This window comes from Synergistaceae bacterium DZ-S4 (genome assembly GCA_025943965.1).
In the GTDB taxonomy this organism is placed as follows: Bacteria; Synergistota; Synergistia; order Synergistales; family Synergistaceae; genus Caenicola; species Caenicola nitritireducens.
Genome location: JAPCWD010000010.1, coordinates 26,225 through 44,097, shown reverse-complemented (window position 1 = coordinate 44,097; position 17,873 = coordinate 26,225). Strand labels below are relative to the sequence as shown.

At 47.5% G+C, this 17,873-nt stretch carries 17 protein-coding genes; 10 read left to right on the top strand and 7 right to left on the bottom strand.

Annotation, left to right across the window (positions count from 1 at the left end; all coding sequences use genetic code 11):
* Positions 1–49 precede the first annotated feature (49 nt).
* The 3 genes from OLM33_07495 to OLM33_07485 form a co-directional block, all read right to left on the bottom strand.
* Positions 50–856, bottom strand: a complete 807-nt coding sequence (locus OLM33_07495; protein MCW1713504.1) for an SDR family oxidoreductase — start codon at positions 854–856, stop codon at positions 50–52.
* A gap of 90 nt (positions 857–946) precedes the next feature.
* Positions 947–1,747 carry an acetoacetate decarboxylase family protein gene (locus OLM33_07490; protein ID MCW1713503.1) on the bottom strand — a complete coding sequence of 267 codons (801 nt, stop codon included), beginning with the start codon at positions 1,745–1,747 and terminating at the stop codon, positions 947–949.
* Between the two features lie 71 nt (positions 1,748–1,818).
* Complete coding sequence (locus tag OLM33_07485; GenBank protein ID MCW1713502.1) at positions 1,819–2,928, bottom strand: aldo/keto reductase; 1,110 nt, start codon at positions 2,926–2,928, stop codon at positions 1,819–1,821.
* Between the two features lie 233 nt (positions 2,929–3,161).
* Here OLM33_07485 and OLM33_07480 point away from each other — a divergent pair, with 233 nt between their 5' ends.
* On the top strand, positions 3,162–3,359 hold the full coding sequence (locus tag OLM33_07480) for a hypothetical protein (protein ID MCW1713501.1): 198 nt from the start codon (positions 3,162–3,164) through the stop codon (positions 3,357–3,359).
* Positions 3,360–3,381: 22 nt separating this feature from the next.
* Positions 3,382–3,729 (top strand): desulfoferrodoxin family protein, encoded by a 348-nt coding sequence (locus OLM33_07475; GenBank protein MCW1713500.1) that lies wholly within the window; start codon positions 3,382–3,384, stop codon positions 3,727–3,729.
* Positions 3,730–3,804: 75 nt separating this feature from the next.
* Here the strand turns inward: OLM33_07475 and OLM33_07470 are convergent, their stop codons facing one another.
* Positions 3,805–5,826, bottom strand: coding sequence for a beta-lactamase family protein (locus tag OLM33_07470; protein ID MCW1713499.1), 2,022 nt, complete (start codon positions 5,824–5,826; stop codon positions 3,805–3,807).
* 277 nt (positions 5,827–6,103) lie between these two features.
* Here OLM33_07470 and OLM33_07465 point away from each other — a divergent pair, with 277 nt between their 5' ends.
* The 4 genes from OLM33_07465 to OLM33_07450 all read left to right on the top strand — a co-directional run bounded on the left by OLM33_07465 (position 6,104) and on the right by OLM33_07450 (position 9,157).
* Positions 6,104–7,222 (top strand): linear amide C-N hydrolase, encoded by a 1,119-nt coding sequence (locus tag OLM33_07465; GenBank protein ID MCW1713498.1) that lies wholly within the window; start codon positions 6,104–6,106, stop codon positions 7,220–7,222.
* Positions 7,223–7,246: 24 nt separating this feature from the next.
* Complete coding sequence (locus OLM33_07460) at positions 7,247–7,729, top strand: TfoX/Sxy family protein (GenBank protein ID MCW1713497.1); 483 nt, start codon at positions 7,247–7,249, stop codon at positions 7,727–7,729.
* An 86-nt stretch (positions 7,730–7,815) separates the two neighbouring features.
* Positions 7,816–8,442, top strand: a complete 627-nt coding sequence (locus tag OLM33_07455; protein MCW1713496.1) for a flavodoxin family protein — start codon at positions 7,816–7,818, stop codon at positions 8,440–8,442.
* The gene (locus OLM33_07450; GenBank protein MCW1713495.1) at positions 8,408–9,157 is read left to right on the top strand and encodes a class I SAM-dependent methyltransferase; all 750 of its coding nucleotides are present in this window, start codon (positions 8,408–8,410) and stop codon (positions 9,155–9,157) included. The genes OLM33_07455 and OLM33_07450 overlap by 35 nt, the downstream gene beginning before the upstream one ends.
* A gap of 101 nt (positions 9,158–9,258) precedes the next feature.
* Here the strand turns inward: OLM33_07450 and OLM33_07445 are convergent, their stop codons facing one another.
* Entirely contained in the window at positions 9,259–10,002 is a 744-nt protein-coding gene (locus OLM33_07445) for a DUF2993 domain-containing protein (protein ID MCW1713494.1), read from the bottom strand.
* A 201-nt stretch (positions 10,003–10,203) separates the two neighbouring features.
* Here OLM33_07445 and OLM33_07440 point away from each other — a divergent pair, with 201 nt between their 5' ends.
* Together OLM33_07440 and OLM33_07435 are read left to right on the top strand one after the other, a co-directional pair.
* The gene (locus tag OLM33_07440; protein ID MCW1713493.1) at positions 10,204–11,265 is read left to right on the top strand and encodes a M15 family metallopeptidase; all 1,062 of its coding nucleotides are present in this window, start codon (positions 10,204–10,206) and stop codon (positions 11,263–11,265) included.
* Positions 11,266–11,302: 37 nt separating this feature from the next.
* Positions 11,303–11,515, top strand: coding sequence for a hypothetical protein (locus tag OLM33_07435; GenBank protein MCW1713492.1), 213 nt, complete (start codon positions 11,303–11,305; stop codon positions 11,513–11,515).
* Between the two features lie 65 nt (positions 11,516–11,580).
* On the opposite strand, the gene OLM33_07430 is transcribed toward OLM33_07435, so the two are convergent.
* Together OLM33_07430 and OLM33_07425 are read right to left on the bottom strand one after the other, a co-directional pair.
* Positions 11,581–11,874, bottom strand: a complete 294-nt coding sequence (locus OLM33_07430) for a hypothetical protein (GenBank protein MCW1713491.1) — start codon at positions 11,872–11,874, stop codon at positions 11,581–11,583.
* A 276-nt stretch (positions 11,875–12,150) separates the two neighbouring features.
* A complete protein-coding gene (locus OLM33_07425; GenBank protein MCW1713490.1) occupies positions 12,151–13,191 on the bottom strand; it encodes a PDZ domain-containing protein in 1,041 nt (346 codons plus the stop codon).
* Positions 13,192–13,611: 420 nt separating this feature from the next.
* Here OLM33_07425 and OLM33_07420 point away from each other — a divergent pair, with 420 nt between their 5' ends.
* Both OLM33_07420 and OLM33_07415 read left to right on the top strand, forming a co-directional pair.
* The gene (locus OLM33_07420; GenBank protein MCW1713489.1) at positions 13,612–15,246 is read left to right on the top strand and encodes a PAS domain S-box protein; all 1,635 of its coding nucleotides are present in this window, start codon (positions 13,612–13,614) and stop codon (positions 15,244–15,246) included.
* A 150-nt stretch (positions 15,247–15,396) separates the two neighbouring features.
* Positions 15,397–17,835: a PAS domain S-box protein gene (locus OLM33_07415; protein MCW1713488.1), complete on the top strand. Its 2,439-nt coding sequence runs from the start codon at positions 15,397–15,399 to the stop codon at positions 17,833–17,835.
* Positions 17,836–17,873: the final 38 nt, after the last annotated feature.

Genomic DNA, 17,873 nt, shown 5'->3' with positions numbered 1-17,873 from the left:
ATCAAAAGTCTTTCAGGCATAAGGATAACTCTTTCAAATGCCCGAACATCTAGCAATATGTCCCTTTGGTCCTGTAATTTTCACGCCTTTCGTCAGCCATCTGTTTCATCATCTTGTCGAATTCATCTCTCTTTTCCCTGTAAAGGTAGTCTGCAGACCTGGCTGTTTCAGGGAAGATTATGACTAACGAACCTTTTTCTATCTCAGAAAAGATGTATGTGACCGCTTCCTCGACGCTTACGGAATCTGCCGGAGGGGTAACGTCTTTGAATATCGCGGTCCTGACGTTGCCGGGACAGAAGACAGAAAACTGAAGCCCCTCGTTCTGAAGTTCATACTGGAGACATTCCGTCATTGATATGACGGCGCTTTTGCTGGCGGCGTATACTGCCTGATAAGGCACAGGGACTTTCCCTGCGATCGATCCTGTGTTGATGATGTGTCCTGCCCCCTGTTCCCTCATTACCGGTATGGCAGTATAGGTTCCATAAATGACCCCCATCAGGTTCAGGTCGATAATATATCTCCATATGTCAAATGTTATCTTTTCAGTCGGGAGAGTCAGTCCCATTCCTGCGTTGTTGAAGAGGAAATCTATACGCCCCAAGTTGTTTTTTGCCGTCGAAATCAGGCTTTGGACCTGATCGAGTTTTGTCACATCGGTAAGTATAGGGAAGACTTTTCCGGGATAGTCCCTTTCAAGGCGCCCGGACTCGCTCTTCAGGTTCTCCTCACTGTAGTCCCCCATAAATACCGCGTTCGCGCCCCTTTTCAGGAGTTCTTCCGTAATTCCCAGACCCAATCCCGAAGCCGCTCCTGTCACTACTGCCGTCCTGTTCTCAAAATATCCGCTCATGGCGTGCTCCTTTCGGCTAGTCAGACTATCTTCCGCAATAAGTGTCAAGATGTCTGTGCCCTGTGGTATCTGATGCGTTTTGACCGACTTTCAGACAAGTGATCTTGAATCTCCAACGTTCAGGCGCGCAGACCCCCTGAGCATCATCGCCCTTTCATATTTCAGGATCGGCAGCCGGGACATCTCACTGATTATCCTGATCTGAAGCATGTTCATTTCCGGATCAAACTTCAGCCACTCGATGCTGCCTTCTCCTTCCCACGCCTTATCTGTCTTCATCTCCTGCGGGTAGAGCGTGGCATGGCTCAGTGCAGTTCCCGCCTTACCCAGCTCCGGTATGTATCTCCATCCAAAACAATTCACCCTGACATCACGGTTAAGCAGATCGAGCTCCTCATTCTGCAAAGGCCTTCCCCTCTGCATTCCGATCCTCAGGAATGTGTTGCACTCATAACTTGCCGCAGAAAACCAATGATCCCCATTGTGCCTCAATCCTGCGATATCTGCAAAGATCTTCGGCATTCCGTCCTCTTCTCTTCCTCCAATTATTGGACATGCCTTGTTTTCCCATATAACAAGGATATATTCGCCTTCAACCGCTTCGCCGCCGCCAGTGTATCTTACCGGAGCTCCGGCCTGGATAAGACGGTATTCCCCGCCTGTCATCCAGTCAATATCGCGGCTCTCAGCAAACTGGATGTTCACGGTCGGGCTTATCAAATCAAAATCCTCGGGGATAAACCTTAATAGTGCCTCCTCTTCCGTCTCATAGCTGATGCAGATAGTGGTCATGTCTCCGTAAACAGTTCGTACCGGGTAAAAGGGATCACCGCTGAAATGGACCGGCATTTTGTAGACAAGGTCTTCCTTGATCCTGAACTTTCCCTTCATTGCATATACCTCCCCTTATTTTCTTCCGGATAGCCGCTTTAGAGCAGGGGGATGAACGAGGCAGATCTGATTCAGTTCAGCAGCTCTTCATGGGCCGATGAGAGCAGCCCGGTAATTTTTAATCCCTGCGGACAGTGCCTTTCACATACACCGCAGGAAATGCATCTGTCTGCTCCCCTGCCCTTTTCGTAAAAGTTTTTGACATAAAAGTTTTTCACGGCGTCCTCGCCGGTCAGCCTGTATTTGTTGAAAAGAGCGAAAACCGCTGTGATCATGACTCCCTGAGAGCAGGGCATGCAGTACTTGCAGTCAGTGCACGGAATGACAGTGCTGCTCTTGTATTCTTTTGCAATGTCCTCTATAAACTTCCCGTCCTCTTCGCTCATGACCCCGGACCCTGAGTCGCTGAATATCCTCAGGTCATCGTCGAGCTGTTCCATTGTGCTGGTACCGCTTAGGACGACAGTGACCTCAGGCTTGTCGTATAGCCACCTGAAGCACCATTCCGCAAGTGACCGCTTTTCCCGGTAGACGCCGACCATATCAAGTACGCTGTTTGGAGCGTCCTTTACGAGAGAACCTCCCCGAAGCGGTTCCATTACTGTGACCGGCAGTCCGGCTGAAGAGGCATACTTCAGTCCTTCAACTCCCCCGGCCTGGTTCTTTTCATCCAGTATGTTCAGCTGTATCTGTGTCATATCCCAGGGACAGTAACTGATTATCTCCTTAAAAGCTTCAAAACTGTTGTGGAGCGAGAAGCCCTTATGCAGTATCTTCCCTTCCGCTGCGGCCTTGTCCAGAAATCCCGCTCCGTCAAACTTTCTGACCTTTTCCCATACCGCGGGGCTAAGGTTGTGCAGCAGGTATATGTCAACGTAGTCCGTCCGGAGCCTTTTTAGCTGCTCGTCAAGGTATCTCTCCATATCCTCGCGGCTCGATGACATCGCCACAGGGCATTTCGTCACAAGGCAGACTTTTTCCCTGTATCCGTCCATAAGGGCCTTTCCGACTATCTCTTCGCTGCCGGGATATGTGTACGCCGTATCAATATAGTTGACTCCGCTGTCGATAGCGTGCCTGACCATTTTTATGGCTACTTTTTCATCAGCTGGAAACCTCATGCATCCAAGTCCAAAACGGGATACCCTAATTCCTGTTTTTCCAAAATCAACATACTCCATAATTTATGCCCCCACATCATGTTAACGTGTCATTTTGTTTATAGTATACACTTTCGCAATAAAAACGTAACTATGGTGACGGGGCGGCAAATTCTCCGTGACTCGAAGCAATGCAAATTCTCCGTCGCATATATGCGACAATTTCAGTTATAATTTATAGTGGATAGTAAGACATATCGGTTTTATATTTTTTATAAAAATCAACAGCTATAATTTTATAGGGAGGGATGCTCATGATCGAAGCTTTTCGCTTATCCGGCATGTTGGCAGGGATCCTGATGACTTTATCCGGGTTCACGGGGTTTTTCGGCCCCAGCCTCAGGAAGAGGATAAAGGGGCCGCTTGTCTTCACTGTCCACCGCTGGTGCGGTCTCGGTGCTGTAGCATGCGGACTGACGCATGGGCTGATCTACATGCTCTATCTTGGTTAGGGCTGATAAAGGGGGAATTATGATGCGTAAGTTCGCAAAGCTGCTTTTGACATTGATGTCGGCCATAATCATCTGCACGCCTCTATATGCACACCCCGCGGAAATGGTCGAACTGAAGTGGAATGAGGCTGTCTCTGTACTGGATGTATCGATCCTCCATCCGGTCAAAAACACTGCTAATCACTATATAAGCAAGATCGTGGTCTCTGTCGATGGAAAGGCCATAGAGGAAAAGACACTAAAATCCCAAAGCGACTCCAGGACAGAACATGTACAATTTGAGATCAAAGATATGAAAAAGGGATCAAAGATAGAGGTGGAGGCAACCTGCAACGTCTTTGGAAAACTTAAAGAGAGCGTGGTGCTCTAGCCACGAAGCATTAATAAAAAAGGCAAAGGAGCCGCCTGACCAGGCGGCTCCTTTGCTGTGGATTTATTGATGCTCTTATTTTACGTTAACGGTGAACATTTCTCCGGGACGGCCTATGCAGACGACATAACTGCCTTCAGGCGCATAGACTTCACCCTCGTCTGTGATGCTGTCAAAGAGCGCCAGGCCCTCGGCTTCTTCAGCCAGAACCATTATCCTGCCCTTTTCGGGTTTTTCAAATGAAAGTATGGAACCTGAACCTGTCCTGTACCATTCATTATATCCCTTTTCACCTATCATCACCGCGTTTTGCCCGCTCCTTAGGACCCTCGTTTTCCCGGCATCGGAAAAAAGGAATATCCCGGATCTGATCCACAGGATCCCGTCGTTTTCGTACATCTCAAGCTCGAACTGATCCCGGAACAGAGGCGCGGCATATGTGGCACTGTGTTCATCCTCAACCCTCAAAGGACTCATAAATGTAAGGTATCCCGGGAGCTCTCTGTACGTATCTGAAGATAATATGGCGGTCTCTCTGTACAGCTGGATCGATGGCGTCATATTCCTGATAAGCCAGACTTTGCTTTTAATATCCGCAATAAGCTTCTTTGAGTTTTTCTCTTCGGGTACTTTCTGGAACATCAGATTGTCTATCCCGTAAAAGGGATCTTTCTCTGCAATAAAGCAGGGCATATTCCCATTCTTTATAAAATAGCCCCGCAGATCTTTTTCAAAGGAGCTGAAAGAACCTCCGTTGTAGACAAAGGAGATCAGTACAGATCCGCCATCTCCGGCAGGCACTTTATCCCCTTCAGGCATCAGCCGTATTATGTCCATTTTTTTTCTCTCTTTGTCAAACCTGATCCTTACGAAGGATCCGCCGTTTGCGTAGATGCCTTCGAAGGCAGCAAGGTCGGCAGGGATGATCTTGGGATCAGCGGGCTTTTCCTTTTTCCTTTCGGAAGGAACCGGAAGCCCTTTGTCCTTCATAAGCGCATTCAGCATGGCTCTTGTAACGGCTTCCCCGTTCATCCTTCCCGATATGCTTGCTGCAACGACAAGCCTCTTTTCAGGTATTACCTGCAGGCCGGTCGAGTACGCGCCAGTACCCCCGCCTTTTGAATATACCCTCATGCCGTTTGCCTCGTATGCCGGAAGAGAAGAGTAGTCCCAGCCGAACGAGTCCATTATGACCGGACCCCGCATCCCTGCTGAAAAGGGAGTCGGCTGACTTTTAAGTATCTCTTCGACCGAACTCTGTGATAGTATTTTTTTGCCTCCCGGGCAGAAGCTGTCAGCAAACCTGCAAAGATCTTCTGCGGTTGATGAAAGACCTCCCGCGGCGTGCACCAGGATCACTTCGGGAGGATACTTCTTTCCGGTCTCGGGATCATAAAAATGCGATATGTTCCCTCCCGTTTCCCCTATGCTTGTATCCGTATCCTTCATGCCAAGTGGCCTGAAGACTCTCTCTCTGAGGAAATCAATAAATTTCTCCCCCGATACCCTTTCGACTATCATCTCTGCCAGGGTGAATCCGTCATTGCAGTAGATCCCGACGGCGCCAGGGTCATGCTTCAGGTTCGATCCCTTCATTCTCTGAAGAAACTCCTTGTGGGGGTCCCCTTCCGGCTCATATCCAAAGAGGAAAGTCGAACCCGGCAGCCCTGAAGAGTGATTGAAAAGCATCCTTACGGTGATGTCCCTGTATCTCTGATCCTTCATCTCAAATTCGGGTATGTATTTCACGACAGGTTCGTCGAGGGAGACTTTGCCGTCGTCTGCCAGAAGAAGGATCGCTGTTGCAACGAACATCTTGCTTGTTGAGCCTATGTTGAACCTGGTCGATCTGTCTACACTTTTGCCGGTCTTCCTCTCGGCGGCTCCGAAGCCTTCCGAATATACTATTTTGCCTCCGTCCATTACCGCAACAGTTGCGGAACTGCCTTTCCCTGATGTTATAACGTTCCAGACTGCTTCGCGCGCGGCCTCCTTTGTGTTCCTGTAGGAAGCCGCCGCCTCAGCAAATGACCCTGCGGCTGCGATCAGAAGGCAAAAAACAAGTACATTGACAATGGCCTTTTTAAATTTTGACATCTTACCCTCTCCCCGGAGAAAAAATATGAGATATTGTCCGCCATAATTTGTTTTTTCAGATTTTATGCGGGATCTCTTTGATTTATACATCAATTTAGTTAATTAGCAAGCATCAGATAATTAAATTTTAATATTTTTTCGTTTAAATTTTATCACTTCTTGCTTCTCATTCTTTACTGATTTGATATGATAGCCCGAGTACTATAGATCAATTATGCAATTGCCTGACCATCTGTATTTAGTATGCTGAAGCCAGAACACAGGAGGGATTTTTGTGTTGGATATCAAACAGGTTCTAATTATTATAGCAGCGGCTCTCGTAAGCTTTGCCATTTTATTTCCCTCTGCATCCTCTGCGTGTACCTCGATATGTCTTATTGCAGACGACGGAACCGCCGTATGCGGAAGGACAATGGAATGGGGTACATTCGACTTAAATTCCAGGGTCGCTATAGTACCCCGCGGACATGAATTTTCTTCAGAGACGCCTGACGGCAAAAAGGGGCTCACTTGGAAGACCCGTTACGGGGCTGTGGCGCTGGACATGATAGGGAAGAACTGCTTTGCGGACGGACTGAATGAAAAGGGGCTTGCCGTAAACTATCTTTATCTCCCGGGAATTTCTGAGTATCAGTCCTATGACCCGTCCAAAGCAGAGATATCCATGGGACCCGCACTTATGGCGACCTATGTCCTGACACAGTTCGCCACATCCGATGAAGTAAAAAAGGGTATGGGCAGAGTCCGTGTTGTTGCGATCCCTGAGCCTGCCCTCGGCGGCGCGCCTGCCCCTATGCACCTCATGGTGACAGACAAAAGCGGAAAGGTAATAGTTATAGAATATCTTGAAGGTGAACTGAAGATCCGCGACAACCCTGTGAGAGTACTCACAAATGCTCCCAGCTTCGACTGGCACCTGACCAATCTGAGCAACTACGTAAATCTTTCAGTGGTCCCCTATCCTCCAAAAAAAATAGGAGACCTGACCGTTGAGCCCTCGGGAGGAGGCAGCGGACTCCTTGGCATTCCGGGAGACATAACCCCCCCTTCACGTTTTGTAAGGGCTGTTGCCCAGACGATGCTCGCGCGAAAAACACCGGACGGGCCTGAAACTATATATGAGATATTCCGTATTATGGACAACTTCAACCATCCCCTCTCTACAGGTGAAGGAACTGTTACAGAACTTCAGAAACAGGACGGGATGCGCAGCTCCACTATCTGGACAAGCGCTATAGACACAGGAAGCCTGGTCTACTATTATCATACTCAGCACAACAGGAAGGTCAGGATGATAGACCTGAAAAGGATAGACTTTACACAGTCAAAAGCAGGCATAAGGCATCTGCCGCTTGACCGGGTGAAGGAGCAGGAGATAGAGGACGTCACGCCATAGTCCACAACGGAGGCAGTATTGCACATGTCAACATCAGAGGAGTTCATGTTCTACCTGGCAGATCAGCTGAGTGGCGCAGGCGAGATAACTTACAGGAAGATGTTTGGTGAGTATGTACTCTATTGCGACTCGAAGGTCATCGGCCTCGTCTGTGATGGTCAGTTTTTTCTTAAAAAAACAGATGCCGGACGTAAATTACTTAAAGAAGTGTGTGAAGCGCCGGCATACGCGGGCGCAAAACTCTCATTTCTGATAACATCGACTGACGACAGGGAGCATATGATAAAACTTGTCAGAGCGACCTGGAGTGAACTGCCCTTCCCAAAACCTAAAAAATACAAAAAAGAGCCGGCGGATCCTGAGTACGTATGCTACTGTTCAAAGGTGACGGAAAAAATGATAGCCGAAGCCGTAAGAGACGGAGCAGACTCTCCCGAAAAGGTGATCACGGTTACCGGAGCAATGAGAAACCCGGACTGTAAAGTCAAAAACCCTAAGGGTTCCTGATGTTACGAGGACATAGTCCGGGTGTTCGGGAAACACTTTGAAAAATACAGAAACCACAATAAAGCAGGAAAAAAGGAGTGATCCTGATGAGAGTAATAGCACTGAACGGAAGTCCCCGCAAGGATGGAAACACAGCTGCCGCGCTGAAGATAATGGCGGAGGAACTGGAAAAGGAGGGGATAGCTGTCGAAACTGTAAATATCGGACATCTGACGATCCAGGGCTGCACAGCATGCGGCTATTGCGCAACTTCAGAAAACAACGAATGTGTTTTTAAAGATGACCCTGTCAACGAGACGGCCTCAAAGATTCGCGAGGCGGATGGGTTCATACTTGCCTCCCCCACTTATTACGCGGGTATAGCGGGTACTATGAAATCATTCCTCGACAGGCTCTTCTATTCAAGTTCCAGGCACTTTAAGTACAAGACCGCAGCCGCTGTGACGGCCGTAAGGCGAACGGGCGGGACAGATACGCTCCATCAGCTGAAAAACTACCTTGACCTCGCGCAGACCGTGACTCCCCCGTCCCAGTACTGGACAGTCGTCTACGGTAGAGCTGAGGGGGAAATGACACAAGACAGTGAAGGCGTACAGACGATCAGGAGAAATGCAAGGGCCATGGCATGGCTGATCAAGGTGATCGCCGAGGGTAAGAAGACAGTCCCACTGCCTCCTGATGAAAAAAGAATCTTCACGAGCTTCATACGCTGATCCCAAACTGCGGGAGCAGAAAGCCGGGGATAAAATGCAAAACAACTATTATGCGAAGAGCCTTAACGCCCAAAAGCTATGGCAGGTCTATGACACCGAGATACCGAGGATATCACGGTACCTTGAACGGGAGACGGCCTTTGTTCGTGAGCGCCTGAAAAAAACTGACACAGTTCTTGAGCTTGCGGCCGGTTACGGTCGTATCATGAAAGAGCTGGCTCCCTTTGTGCGGAGTATTACAGGGATCGAGATATCAGACGACAACGTGCATTTCGGAGAGCAATATCTCAAAAACATACCAAATACTTCATTACTGACAATGGATGTACATGATATAGACTGCAGCAACTCATTCGACGCCGTGCTCTGCCTGCAGAACGGCCTTTCCGCAGTAAAAGCCGAAGTCCCTGAAATCTTGGCCGCAAAAGTAATGAAAGCCCTGAAAAATGGGGGCAAAGCCTATTTCAGCACATATCACCCAAAATTCTGGGAACATAGATTGGCTTGGTTTCAGGAACAGGCAAAAAAAGGGCTGATCGGAGAGATTGACATGGAAAAGACAAAAAATGGGGTCATTATCTGCAAAGACGGCTTCCGTGCCACCACACACTCCATAACTGACTTTGAAAAGATCGGGCGTTCCACGGGCTGTCGCTGGCAGATAGCTGAAGTCGATGACTCAAGCATATTCCTTGTCATTGAGAAACAGGACTGAAAAAATTATAAGATGGCTTCGGTCTCAAACCAAAGTTATTTTTTGCGTTAATACCGGAGAAAATTATTACACTCAACACAGAGTGAACAGGCTGTGATCTGTCATGGTCTTTTGTAATTCCAGACGTTTGCGTCTTTCAGAGGCTGCGGGTTTCCTGTTATGACGATCCTGTCGTCTGAAAAATCTATCCTTGTTATCCTGACCGGAAACGGGATCCTTTCCCTTTCGATGAGCGGATTTATGCGTTCAAGAAGCTGTGATGTCAGGTACTCAGGCTGTTTCACTCCTGCAACTAAGAGGGTAGTATCAGTAAGACAGAGGCCCCTCTCGTCAAATGCCAGTTTTGAAAGGACTTCCATCCTTATATTGAATGTGAACAGAAATGTGGCAACGTAAGATCCGGAGACCCTTATGCCGTTCTTGGAAAAGTCACATTCGAGGTTTTTAAATCCTTTTATATCTTCGATCTCCTTGCTTGTGTACTCGGTAAAATCTTTTTCGAGGAGGACAACTTCACCTCTTGAATAGTGGATGAGGTCTGCGAGCTTGTATTTATGGTCTTCGTCGTCTTCCTTAATATTGTTGGGGGGTTCTTTCATCATTGCATAGAGAGAGACGCTCTCGATCCTTACCCCTTTGATAACTATCCCGGTCGCCTTTGCGTACAGGAAGCTCCCACCCCCTGTAGCCTGGACAGTGAGTTTTTCAGGGTCAAACTCTTTTACAAGAAGCTTGCCTACCTTTTCCTCTATGCGTTCCTGAGCGTCTGATATGTGGGGACCAACGAAAATAGCTGCAGCAAGAAAGGCGAAAAACAAAAAAAGATGAAAAAAGCGCACTCTCATCGTGACGTAAAAAAAGCACATTCCCAATATCAGTCCTCTCTGAGGTGGATATCCTTGAATATTCTATCATTAAGATGAATACCCCAAATAGTATTCTATGCAAAAACCATTTCGTAATATTCCTTGACATCTGACAATGCTATTTCACCGATGTAAATAGATATCGGAAAGATTAAAATATAATGCATGCTAAGGTCATGAATGGAGGACAGAATAATGCACAAGGTCAGGTCGCGGATCATTAAGAGTCTTATTTTAACGCTGGCTTCACTTATCATCCTGGGAGTCCCCTCACTCTCGTACTCAGACATCAAACAGGGCGGATCCCTGCTGGGTCTCTACGTTTCAGGCCGTGAAAGGCTTATGGTGAGGGAGAACAGGGGCATCCTGGAGGTACTCTGCGACACTGAGAATGAAGAGGAAAAAATGTTTGGAACCTATGCAAGTTTTCCGCTCATCCACACCGGAGGGAACAAATATCTTCTTTTATGCCGCAGCCCTTTGAAAAATGAACGCCTTAAGGCCGACTTCACTGCAGATGCGCGGGGAGAAGGTTCAGTCCTGACAGTTGGGGGCAAGAAATTCAAAAGAAAGTTCTTCGACGCCGAAATGGGAACGACTTTCAAAATAAAACCGCTTATGGCGGAAGATGAACTGAGAAAACGGGCACTTGCAGCCGCGCCTCCGACAGAGCAGGGCCAATTCATTAAACCTGACCTTGTAGAGATAATAAAATTAGATCCGACCATCAGGCTGGACATTCGTTATGCAACTTCGAACAACTTCATGGGGATCAGGCTCTACGACCAACCCAGGGCATTCCTTCAGAGAGAAGCCGCCGCCGCTTTGGTCAGGATCAGCGGCAAGCTTTCGGCATATGGCTTCGGACTTATCGTCTACGACGCATACCGTCCCTGGTACGTCACTAAGATGTTCTACGACGCTACCCCTGACCATCAGAAGGATTTCGTTGCTAACCCATCGCAGGGATCGAGACATAACCGCGGCGGCGCTGTCGATGTAGGACTCTACGACCTGAAGACCGGTAAAACTCTGGATATGGGGAGCGGATATGACGAGTTCTCCATCCGTGCATATCCCGACTACCCCGGCGGGACCTCGGAACAGCGGGAACTGAGGGAGAGGCTTCGCATCGTAATGGAAGGAGATGGATTCAAAATATTTCACAACGAATGGTGGCATTTCGACTACAGGGAATGGAAGAAATATCCGATAATGAACCTCCGGTTTGATGAGATATGAGCTGTTTCAATGGAGCAAAAGGCAGGGAGGGATAAAAATGTTTGATTTTATTGACAGAATGGTAAGGGCAGCGAACAGGTACACTTTCTGGGACTACTTTTTTCTTAAGACGACGGTCCTCTTTTTCGGCATATTAATAGGGACATACTTCTCCAGTTTCTTCATCGGCCACACGCTCTTCCTGTGGGCGGCCTTTCTTGTCACATATGTCTACATCATATACAGGACTTTCGTAAAACACATGAAGTAGCCTTTTGTGCTTATCGGCTTACTATAGGCTCAAAATGGGCCTCCCTCGCCGGGAGGCCCATTTTGTCATTCTTCTATGCCTGCGTACTCTTTGGCCTTTTCCAGCGCCTTGAGTATCTGCTTCTCATATTTGGGAGGGACATCAAAGCTTTTTAGCTTTTCCATGTTAAAAATCTGTGTCTGATCCATCGATCCGGAAAACCTGCCGCCGCCCCCGCCTTTAGATCTTTTTCTGATCTTTTCAAGCTCCGAATTGAGGGCCCTCATTACTTCTTTGGACATAGTCCTTGACGGATGTTTTGAATCCTTGCACAGTTCCCTGATCTCTTCATCGATCCTTTTCGCTTCGTCGTACAGCATTATTATTCTCCTGTTCTCAACAGGGAAAAGCCGATAGTAAAAAATACGGCCAGCCCCAAAATTTCCTTTTTATTTTTTCTTGTCTCTTATAATAACTCACAACATGCAATAATTCATTGCCCGCTTTTTAGGATACCATATTTCTCTGACTTTGACATTTTTATATGGCCTGACCAACAAAAATAAAAAGTGGGAGGCATAACATCGGGCCTCCCACATATTTTTAGACTCCTCCCATTCAATTCCGGAAGGGTTGCTCTCTTCCTGATATGAGCATTAAAGCTGGATCTCTAACTTTTTCTCCGTGCCCTTTCGTGATATGGAAAGAGTTATCATTGCCCCTGACCTCTGTCTCTCGGAAATGTAATTGTCGAACCATGCGGGATCAAAGTTTCTGGTCTCGTAGACATCCACCGAGAGCAGCACATCGCCGGGCCTGATCCCTGCGTAGTATGCTGCCGTACCCTTCGCGACTTCCCCTATGACCAGATGGCCTGAAGAACTTCGGGCAGACCTGTCAAATCCGAACCCGGCTGACCGCAGTGTTCCGTCCTGTTGTTGCATAGCCATGGAGGCATTGGTGTAATTAGGGAGCGCAGGTACCTTGTTGCGGATCCCCTCGGAAGGCTGCGTAGGCGCCGGCCGATCCACGGCCCTTGTGTAGTAATCGTTCTCTTCGGCAGAGATCGAATAGTCAGGCACCGATATCCTGACATATACCTTCCTGTTCTCAGGCAGGAAGGTATATGTGATCTGGCTGCTGTCATAGAAACCGGTCACCTTAAGAACCTGCAGCCCGGCAGATGCATCAAGGAACGTTCTTCTGCCTTCACCTTCCCATGCACCGGCCAGAAGTGCGGCGGCCTGCTCGGAACCATGTTCTGATGCCATCTTCGCAGCCCGGCTTGCCTCAGCCCTCGCCTTCTCGCCGGCCCTGGACCTGATCAAGCCGATCTCCCTTTCACGGTCATAGCTGTTGGAATAGGAGTAACTCTCCCTGTCCGTGCCGGGGTAAGTGCCGGTGACAGGCGGCGAATACTGCGGAGTCCTGTTCATATTCGAGATCAGGCTGCCAATGAGCAATCCTACCCCTATGCTGATCCATATGTCATTGTTGCTGTAGTATCTGTAACTCCTGTATCCGGGATAGTGATAATACCCGGGCCTGTAGTAAGGTCTGTGATAGGGCCTGTAGATCGGCCTTGGCGGGGGGCCGGGAAAATGTCCCGGTCTTGGACCCGGATGAGGGGCAGCCTGTGCGGCCGGAACAGCAGACAGACAAACCAACAATGCGATCGAAACTATTTTTGATCTCATCAACAAACACTCCTTTGCATCACTGCCCTGGCATGTATCGGACTTATAGTACGGACATGCCGTTGATCAAAAGGATCCCATCCTATGCCAATATTTTATGACAGAAATGTGTGAATTTTGTGATGATTTTTTGAAATTATCCGAACTAAAGCTATTTTCTCATGCTATTTAAAAAGGGGGTGGGAGTTTAATAAAAATATTTTTCGGTTTTTAACTACAGCAAACTATTATTACTTTTGGTATTATAAACATTTGATGTCAACTATTTTTTATAGTGTCAACAAGATAATCATAATGTTGCAGGTCGTATTATAAAGTGCCTTTATAATATTATGCGTCAATTACTGTTGACGTAGTTCCTCCGTTGATGTAGTTTAAAGTTTGTGCTATTCACAGAATATTTGAGGGGGATCCTTTTTGATGGATCTAGAAAAAAAAATTCCAGATCAAGAAAACGCTTTTGTACGTTCCGTCTACGACTCAATGTTCAATTTCACACAGGATGCCATAGCCATCCTCGACACAGAAATGCATATCATAAGATCAAACAAACCCTTCATAGAGATCGCAAAAGACTATTCATCCTCAACAGATATTGGAAATATTTTTGACCTTATCCGTGACGAGGATTACAGAAAAAGTTTTTTGTCTGTCCTAGAAGACAATATCTTGATGAAGGAGATCACGCTTGACTCTTTGCAGGGGAAAGGCTTCTGCATCCTCCAGACAAAACTGGGGCCGGTCAAGGACAACGGGAAAATAATCGGTGTATATGCCATTTTCGTTGACATAACAGATTTCAGGAATAGGGAAGACGAACTTAACAGGCGCTTCAATATGATTTGCCGACTGGTCGAAAACGCAAGCCTGGGGATCGTGATCATCGATCAGCACCACAAAGTTCTGGAGGCGAACGGGCGTTTTTGCGAAATGCTGGGCTACTCCCGTGAAGAGATTTCGAAGCTCCACACTTGGGATTGGGAGTTCCTAATGGACAAGAGAAACATAGAAATGGAATTCTGCGACCTTTCGGAGGTGCATTCGTCATTTGACACGATCCACAGAAGAAAGGACGGGACCACCTATCACGTGACGGTCTCAGCTTCAGGCTTTGACGTCTTCGGTGACGGAAACGACGTAATAATGTGCATATGCCGTGACATCAGCGAGAAAAAAGAAATGGAAGAAAAGCTGAGGCTGAGCGAGAAAAAATTAAGAACATACCTTGAGAATTCCGCGGACATGATCCTCACCGTAGACGGCAACGGAGAGACAACATACATCTCGCCCAACTGCGAAAAGATCTGCGGTTTCACGGCGGATGACTTTATCGGGAAAAAAACGTCAGATTTCTTTTTGTCCAAAGATACCGCAAAAGCAATAACAACAGATCCATTCATGACCTCGCTTTCTGACGACACAAGCACATACGGGACTTTCAGAATGGAGCACCGTGACGGAACTGAACACTGGTACGGTGTGACCATATCAAAGATCTCAGACGAAAACCGCAGGGCTTTTCTTATATGCAATGCAAGAAACATAGACAAGAGGATAGAAAACGAAATGAAGCTTAAGCAGCTAAGCCTATATGATCATCTTACCGGTGTTCCAAACAAAGCCTTTTTCGACGCCACTCTGAAAAGGGCCCAGAATGAAGGACAGAGGCCGGTTTCTGTCCTTGTGTGCGACATGGACTGTCTGAAGACGATCAATGACAGATACGGACACGCGAAGGGAGATGAAGCCCTTAAGACAGCTGCGGAACTGATCAGGTCTTCCCTCAGAAAAGCTGATTTCATCGCGAGAGTAGGCGGCGACGAGTTTGTGGTGATACTTCCCGGAGCAGGCGAGGACCAGGCTCTCAGAGTAGTGGAAAGGATCCAAAAAACTTTCACAGATCACAACTCTGAGGGCAGTGCCCCTTCAATTTCCATATCTATAGGGCTATCAACGGTAAACGACACCGAAACTTCACTGGAGGATGCGCTCTGCAGGGCAGACATGAATATGTACAGCCGTAAACAGCATAACAAAGCCCTTACTGCAGATTGATCTGCTGTTCACAAACCCATTTTTGTTATATAATTTGATGGTATTTCCAACATCTCACCATGCTGAAATCATTATTGGGTGATCACATTTATGGTTAAATCGGCTGCAGGTCATTTTTGCCTTGACAACAGATCTTTAAATAGATTTTTTTTGGCAGCTTCTCTAATATTCATTATCTTTGCGGCAAACCACATCTACAGCACCTGGAAGCAATACGTTACCAGGGAGCGCAATTATGCCTACATACTGGCAGAATCGACAGGAGCTCTGATATCTTCCGCTCAGATCTCCTCTCTGCTTGGCAGCAAGGGTATAGACCCTCATAATGAAGACTACCTTTTTCTAAAAAACAGCCTGTCAAAAATTGAAGAGACTGTTCCACAGGTATCTTCAGCTTATATCTTTGCCTTAAAAGAGGGCAAACCTGCATACCTGGTCGGTTCATCGGACAGAGAAAGATACTCGAACAAAGATGATTACTATACGCCTGAAATAGCTGACGCTGTAATGCCTTTTTTCAACGGAAAAACCGCGTCCCCCGAGAATTCGACCTTCAGCCACGGAGACATCACAAGCGTATATGCCCCCATAAAAAACGGAAAAGATGGAGAAGTCTCCGCGGTCATAGGATTGGATTATTATACAGAAACTCTGCGGGCAGGGGCGATCAATGGCTTATTCAGCTCGATCATGACAGTGACTGCTCTCTTCATACTTATGTTTGCCGGATACATCATAATTCTGAAAAATTTCAGCATCAGGGATATCGGGGAAAAGCTCGAAGAGAGCGAGATACTGCTTGACAACGTCTTTCAGAGGATACCGGTCGGCATAGCAGCAGGGAACAGGTTCGGAAATTTCTCTGTGGTCAACCCCACATTTGAAAAGATAATCGGATGGCCGAAGGAGCAACTGAAGGATCTTGACTGGAGAAAGATAACACATCCTGATGATCTCCCCCTGAATATTGAAAAATACGAAAAATTCAAAAAAGGAGAGACTGACGAATACTCCCTTGAGAAAAGGATCTTAAAAGCAGACGGCTCGTATGCATGGATCGACCTTGCAGTAGCCTCCCTCGTCGAATCAGCTGGGGAAAACAGGCTGCACATGTGGATAATACAGGATATTAACGATAGGAAGCGTGCAAAAGAGGCTCTTGAGGAAAGCGAGAGGAGCAAGTCGGTGCTTCTCGCGAACATTCCGGGAATGGCTTACAGGTGCCTCTATAGCAGGGATTGGACCATGCTCTTCGTTTCAGACGGATGCTTTGAACTGACAGGCTACAGGCCGGAAGACCTCGTCAGAAACAAGACTCTGCCTTTCAACTGCCTTATCAAAGATGAATATAGGGAAATGCTCTGGCTTGAATGGGAACGTGTACTTGCCGGACATAAGACTTTCAAAAGCGAATACGCCATTACCACCGCTTCAGGAGAGAACAAATGGGTGCTTGAGACGGGGCAGGGAGTCTACGGAAGCGATGGGACCGTGGAAGCGATCGAAGGAATCATTATTGACATAACAAACCTCAAGGAAAAAGAAGAAGAGATCCGCTACATAAATGAACATGACCATCTGACAGGCCTCTACAACAGACAGTATTTCGAGAAAAAACTGTCGGAGATGAAGATGGAGGAAAATCTGCCTCTGTCTGTCCTGGTTGCCGACATAAACGGCCTTCACCTCATAAATGAAGCCTTCGGACAGCATGAGGGAGACCTGATAATTATAAAATCTGCAAGGACCATCAGGAACTGCTGCCGTGATAAAGACATACTTGCGAGGGTAGGCGGTGACGAGTTCGGCATTATTATGCCCCTGACAGACAATGCCGAAGCGCACGAGCTTCTGGACAGCATCAAGAGCGCATGCGTCAGCTTCAATGGTAACAACGGACCCAAGTCTCCGGAGATAAACATCTCAATGGGGTATGCAACGATATCAGATGAACTTGAGCTCGCAGAAGAGGCACTCAAGACAGCCAACGAATATATGAGGAACAGGAAACTCTTCTCTCAGCAAAGCTCATACAGCGACATAATCAACTCAATAATGACTACGGTGTACGAAAAGTCACAGGAGACCGAAAGGCACGCTGAACGCCTTGCCGAACTCTCCACAAGAGTGGGGAGGATGCTCAATCTTATGGAAAAGGACCTCGGCGAGCTGCAGCTGCTTGGGATGCTGCACGACATAGGCAAAATAGGGATAGATGACAAAATACTGAACAAGCCCGGGAAGCTCACCGAAGAGGAATGGGCCATAATGAAGAGGCACCCCGAGATCGGATACAGGATCGCCAGGGCTTCCCACAAACTGGCCAGGATAGCCGACTACATCCTGACGCACCACGAAAGGTGGGACGGTGCCGGATATCCCAAGGGGCTCAAGGGTGAGGACATTCCCCTGCTTTCAAGGATACTTGCAGTCGCAGACGCATACGACGCAATGACGGAGGACAGGGTCTACCGAAAAGCCATGTCCAAGGAACAGGCGGTCAAAGAGATCAGACGAAATGCAGGGACCCAGTTTGACCCCCTGATCGCGAATATTTTTATTGAAACCATACTCGAAGAGGTAAAATAGCTTTTCTTATTCCTTTCCAAGTATTTTTGCAGATGTTG

Coding starts and splice junctions, on each gene's coding strand:
- OLM33_07455 (MCW1713496.1), top strand. CDS start 7,816: ATGAGAGTAATAGCACTGAACGGAAGTCCCCGCAAGGATGGAAACACA.
- OLM33_07430 (MCW1713491.1), bottom strand. CDS start 11,874: ATGCTGTACGACGAAGCGAAAAGGATCGATGAAGAGATCAGGGAACTG.
- OLM33_07450 (MCW1713495.1), top strand. CDS start 8,408: ATGAAAAAAGAATCTTCACGAGCTTCATACGCTGATCCCAAACTGCGG.
- OLM33_07480 (MCW1713501.1), top strand. CDS start 3,162: ATGATCGAAGCTTTTCGCTTATCCGGCATGTTGGCAGGGATCCTGATG.
- OLM33_07425 (MCW1713490.1), bottom strand. CDS start 13,191: ATGAGATCAAAAATAGTTTCGATCGCATTGTTGGTTTGTCTGTCTGCT.
- OLM33_07445 (MCW1713494.1), bottom strand. CDS start 10,002: ATGAGAGTGCGCTTTTTTCATCTTTTTTTGTTTTTCGCCTTTCTTGCT.
- OLM33_07440 (MCW1713493.1), top strand. CDS start 10,204: ATGGAGGACAGAATAATGCACAAGGTCAGGTCGCGGATCATTAAGAGT.
- OLM33_07475 (MCW1713500.1), top strand. CDS start 3,382: ATGCGTAAGTTCGCAAAGCTGCTTTTGACATTGATGTCGGCCATAATC.
- OLM33_07470 (MCW1713499.1), bottom strand. CDS start 5,826: ATGTCAAAATTTAAAAAGGCCATTGTCAATGTACTTGTTTTTTGCCTT.
- OLM33_07485 (MCW1713502.1), bottom strand. CDS start 2,928: ATGGAGTATGTTGATTTTGGAAAAACAGGAATTAGGGTATCCCGTTTT.
- OLM33_07420 (MCW1713489.1), top strand. CDS start 13,612: ATGGATCTAGAAAAAAAAATTCCAGATCAAGAAAACGCTTTTGTACGT.
- OLM33_07460 (MCW1713497.1), top strand. CDS start 7,247: ATGTCAACATCAGAGGAGTTCATGTTCTACCTGGCAGATCAGCTGAGT.
- OLM33_07490 (MCW1713503.1), bottom strand. CDS start 1,747: ATGAAGGGAAAGTTCAGGATCAAGGAAGACCTTGTCTACAAAATGCCG.
- OLM33_07435 (MCW1713492.1), top strand. CDS start 11,303: ATGTTTGATTTTATTGACAGAATGGTAAGGGCAGCGAACAGGTACACT.
- OLM33_07495 (MCW1713504.1), bottom strand. CDS start 856: ATGAGCGGATATTTTGAGAACAGGACGGCAGTAGTGACAGGAGCGGCT.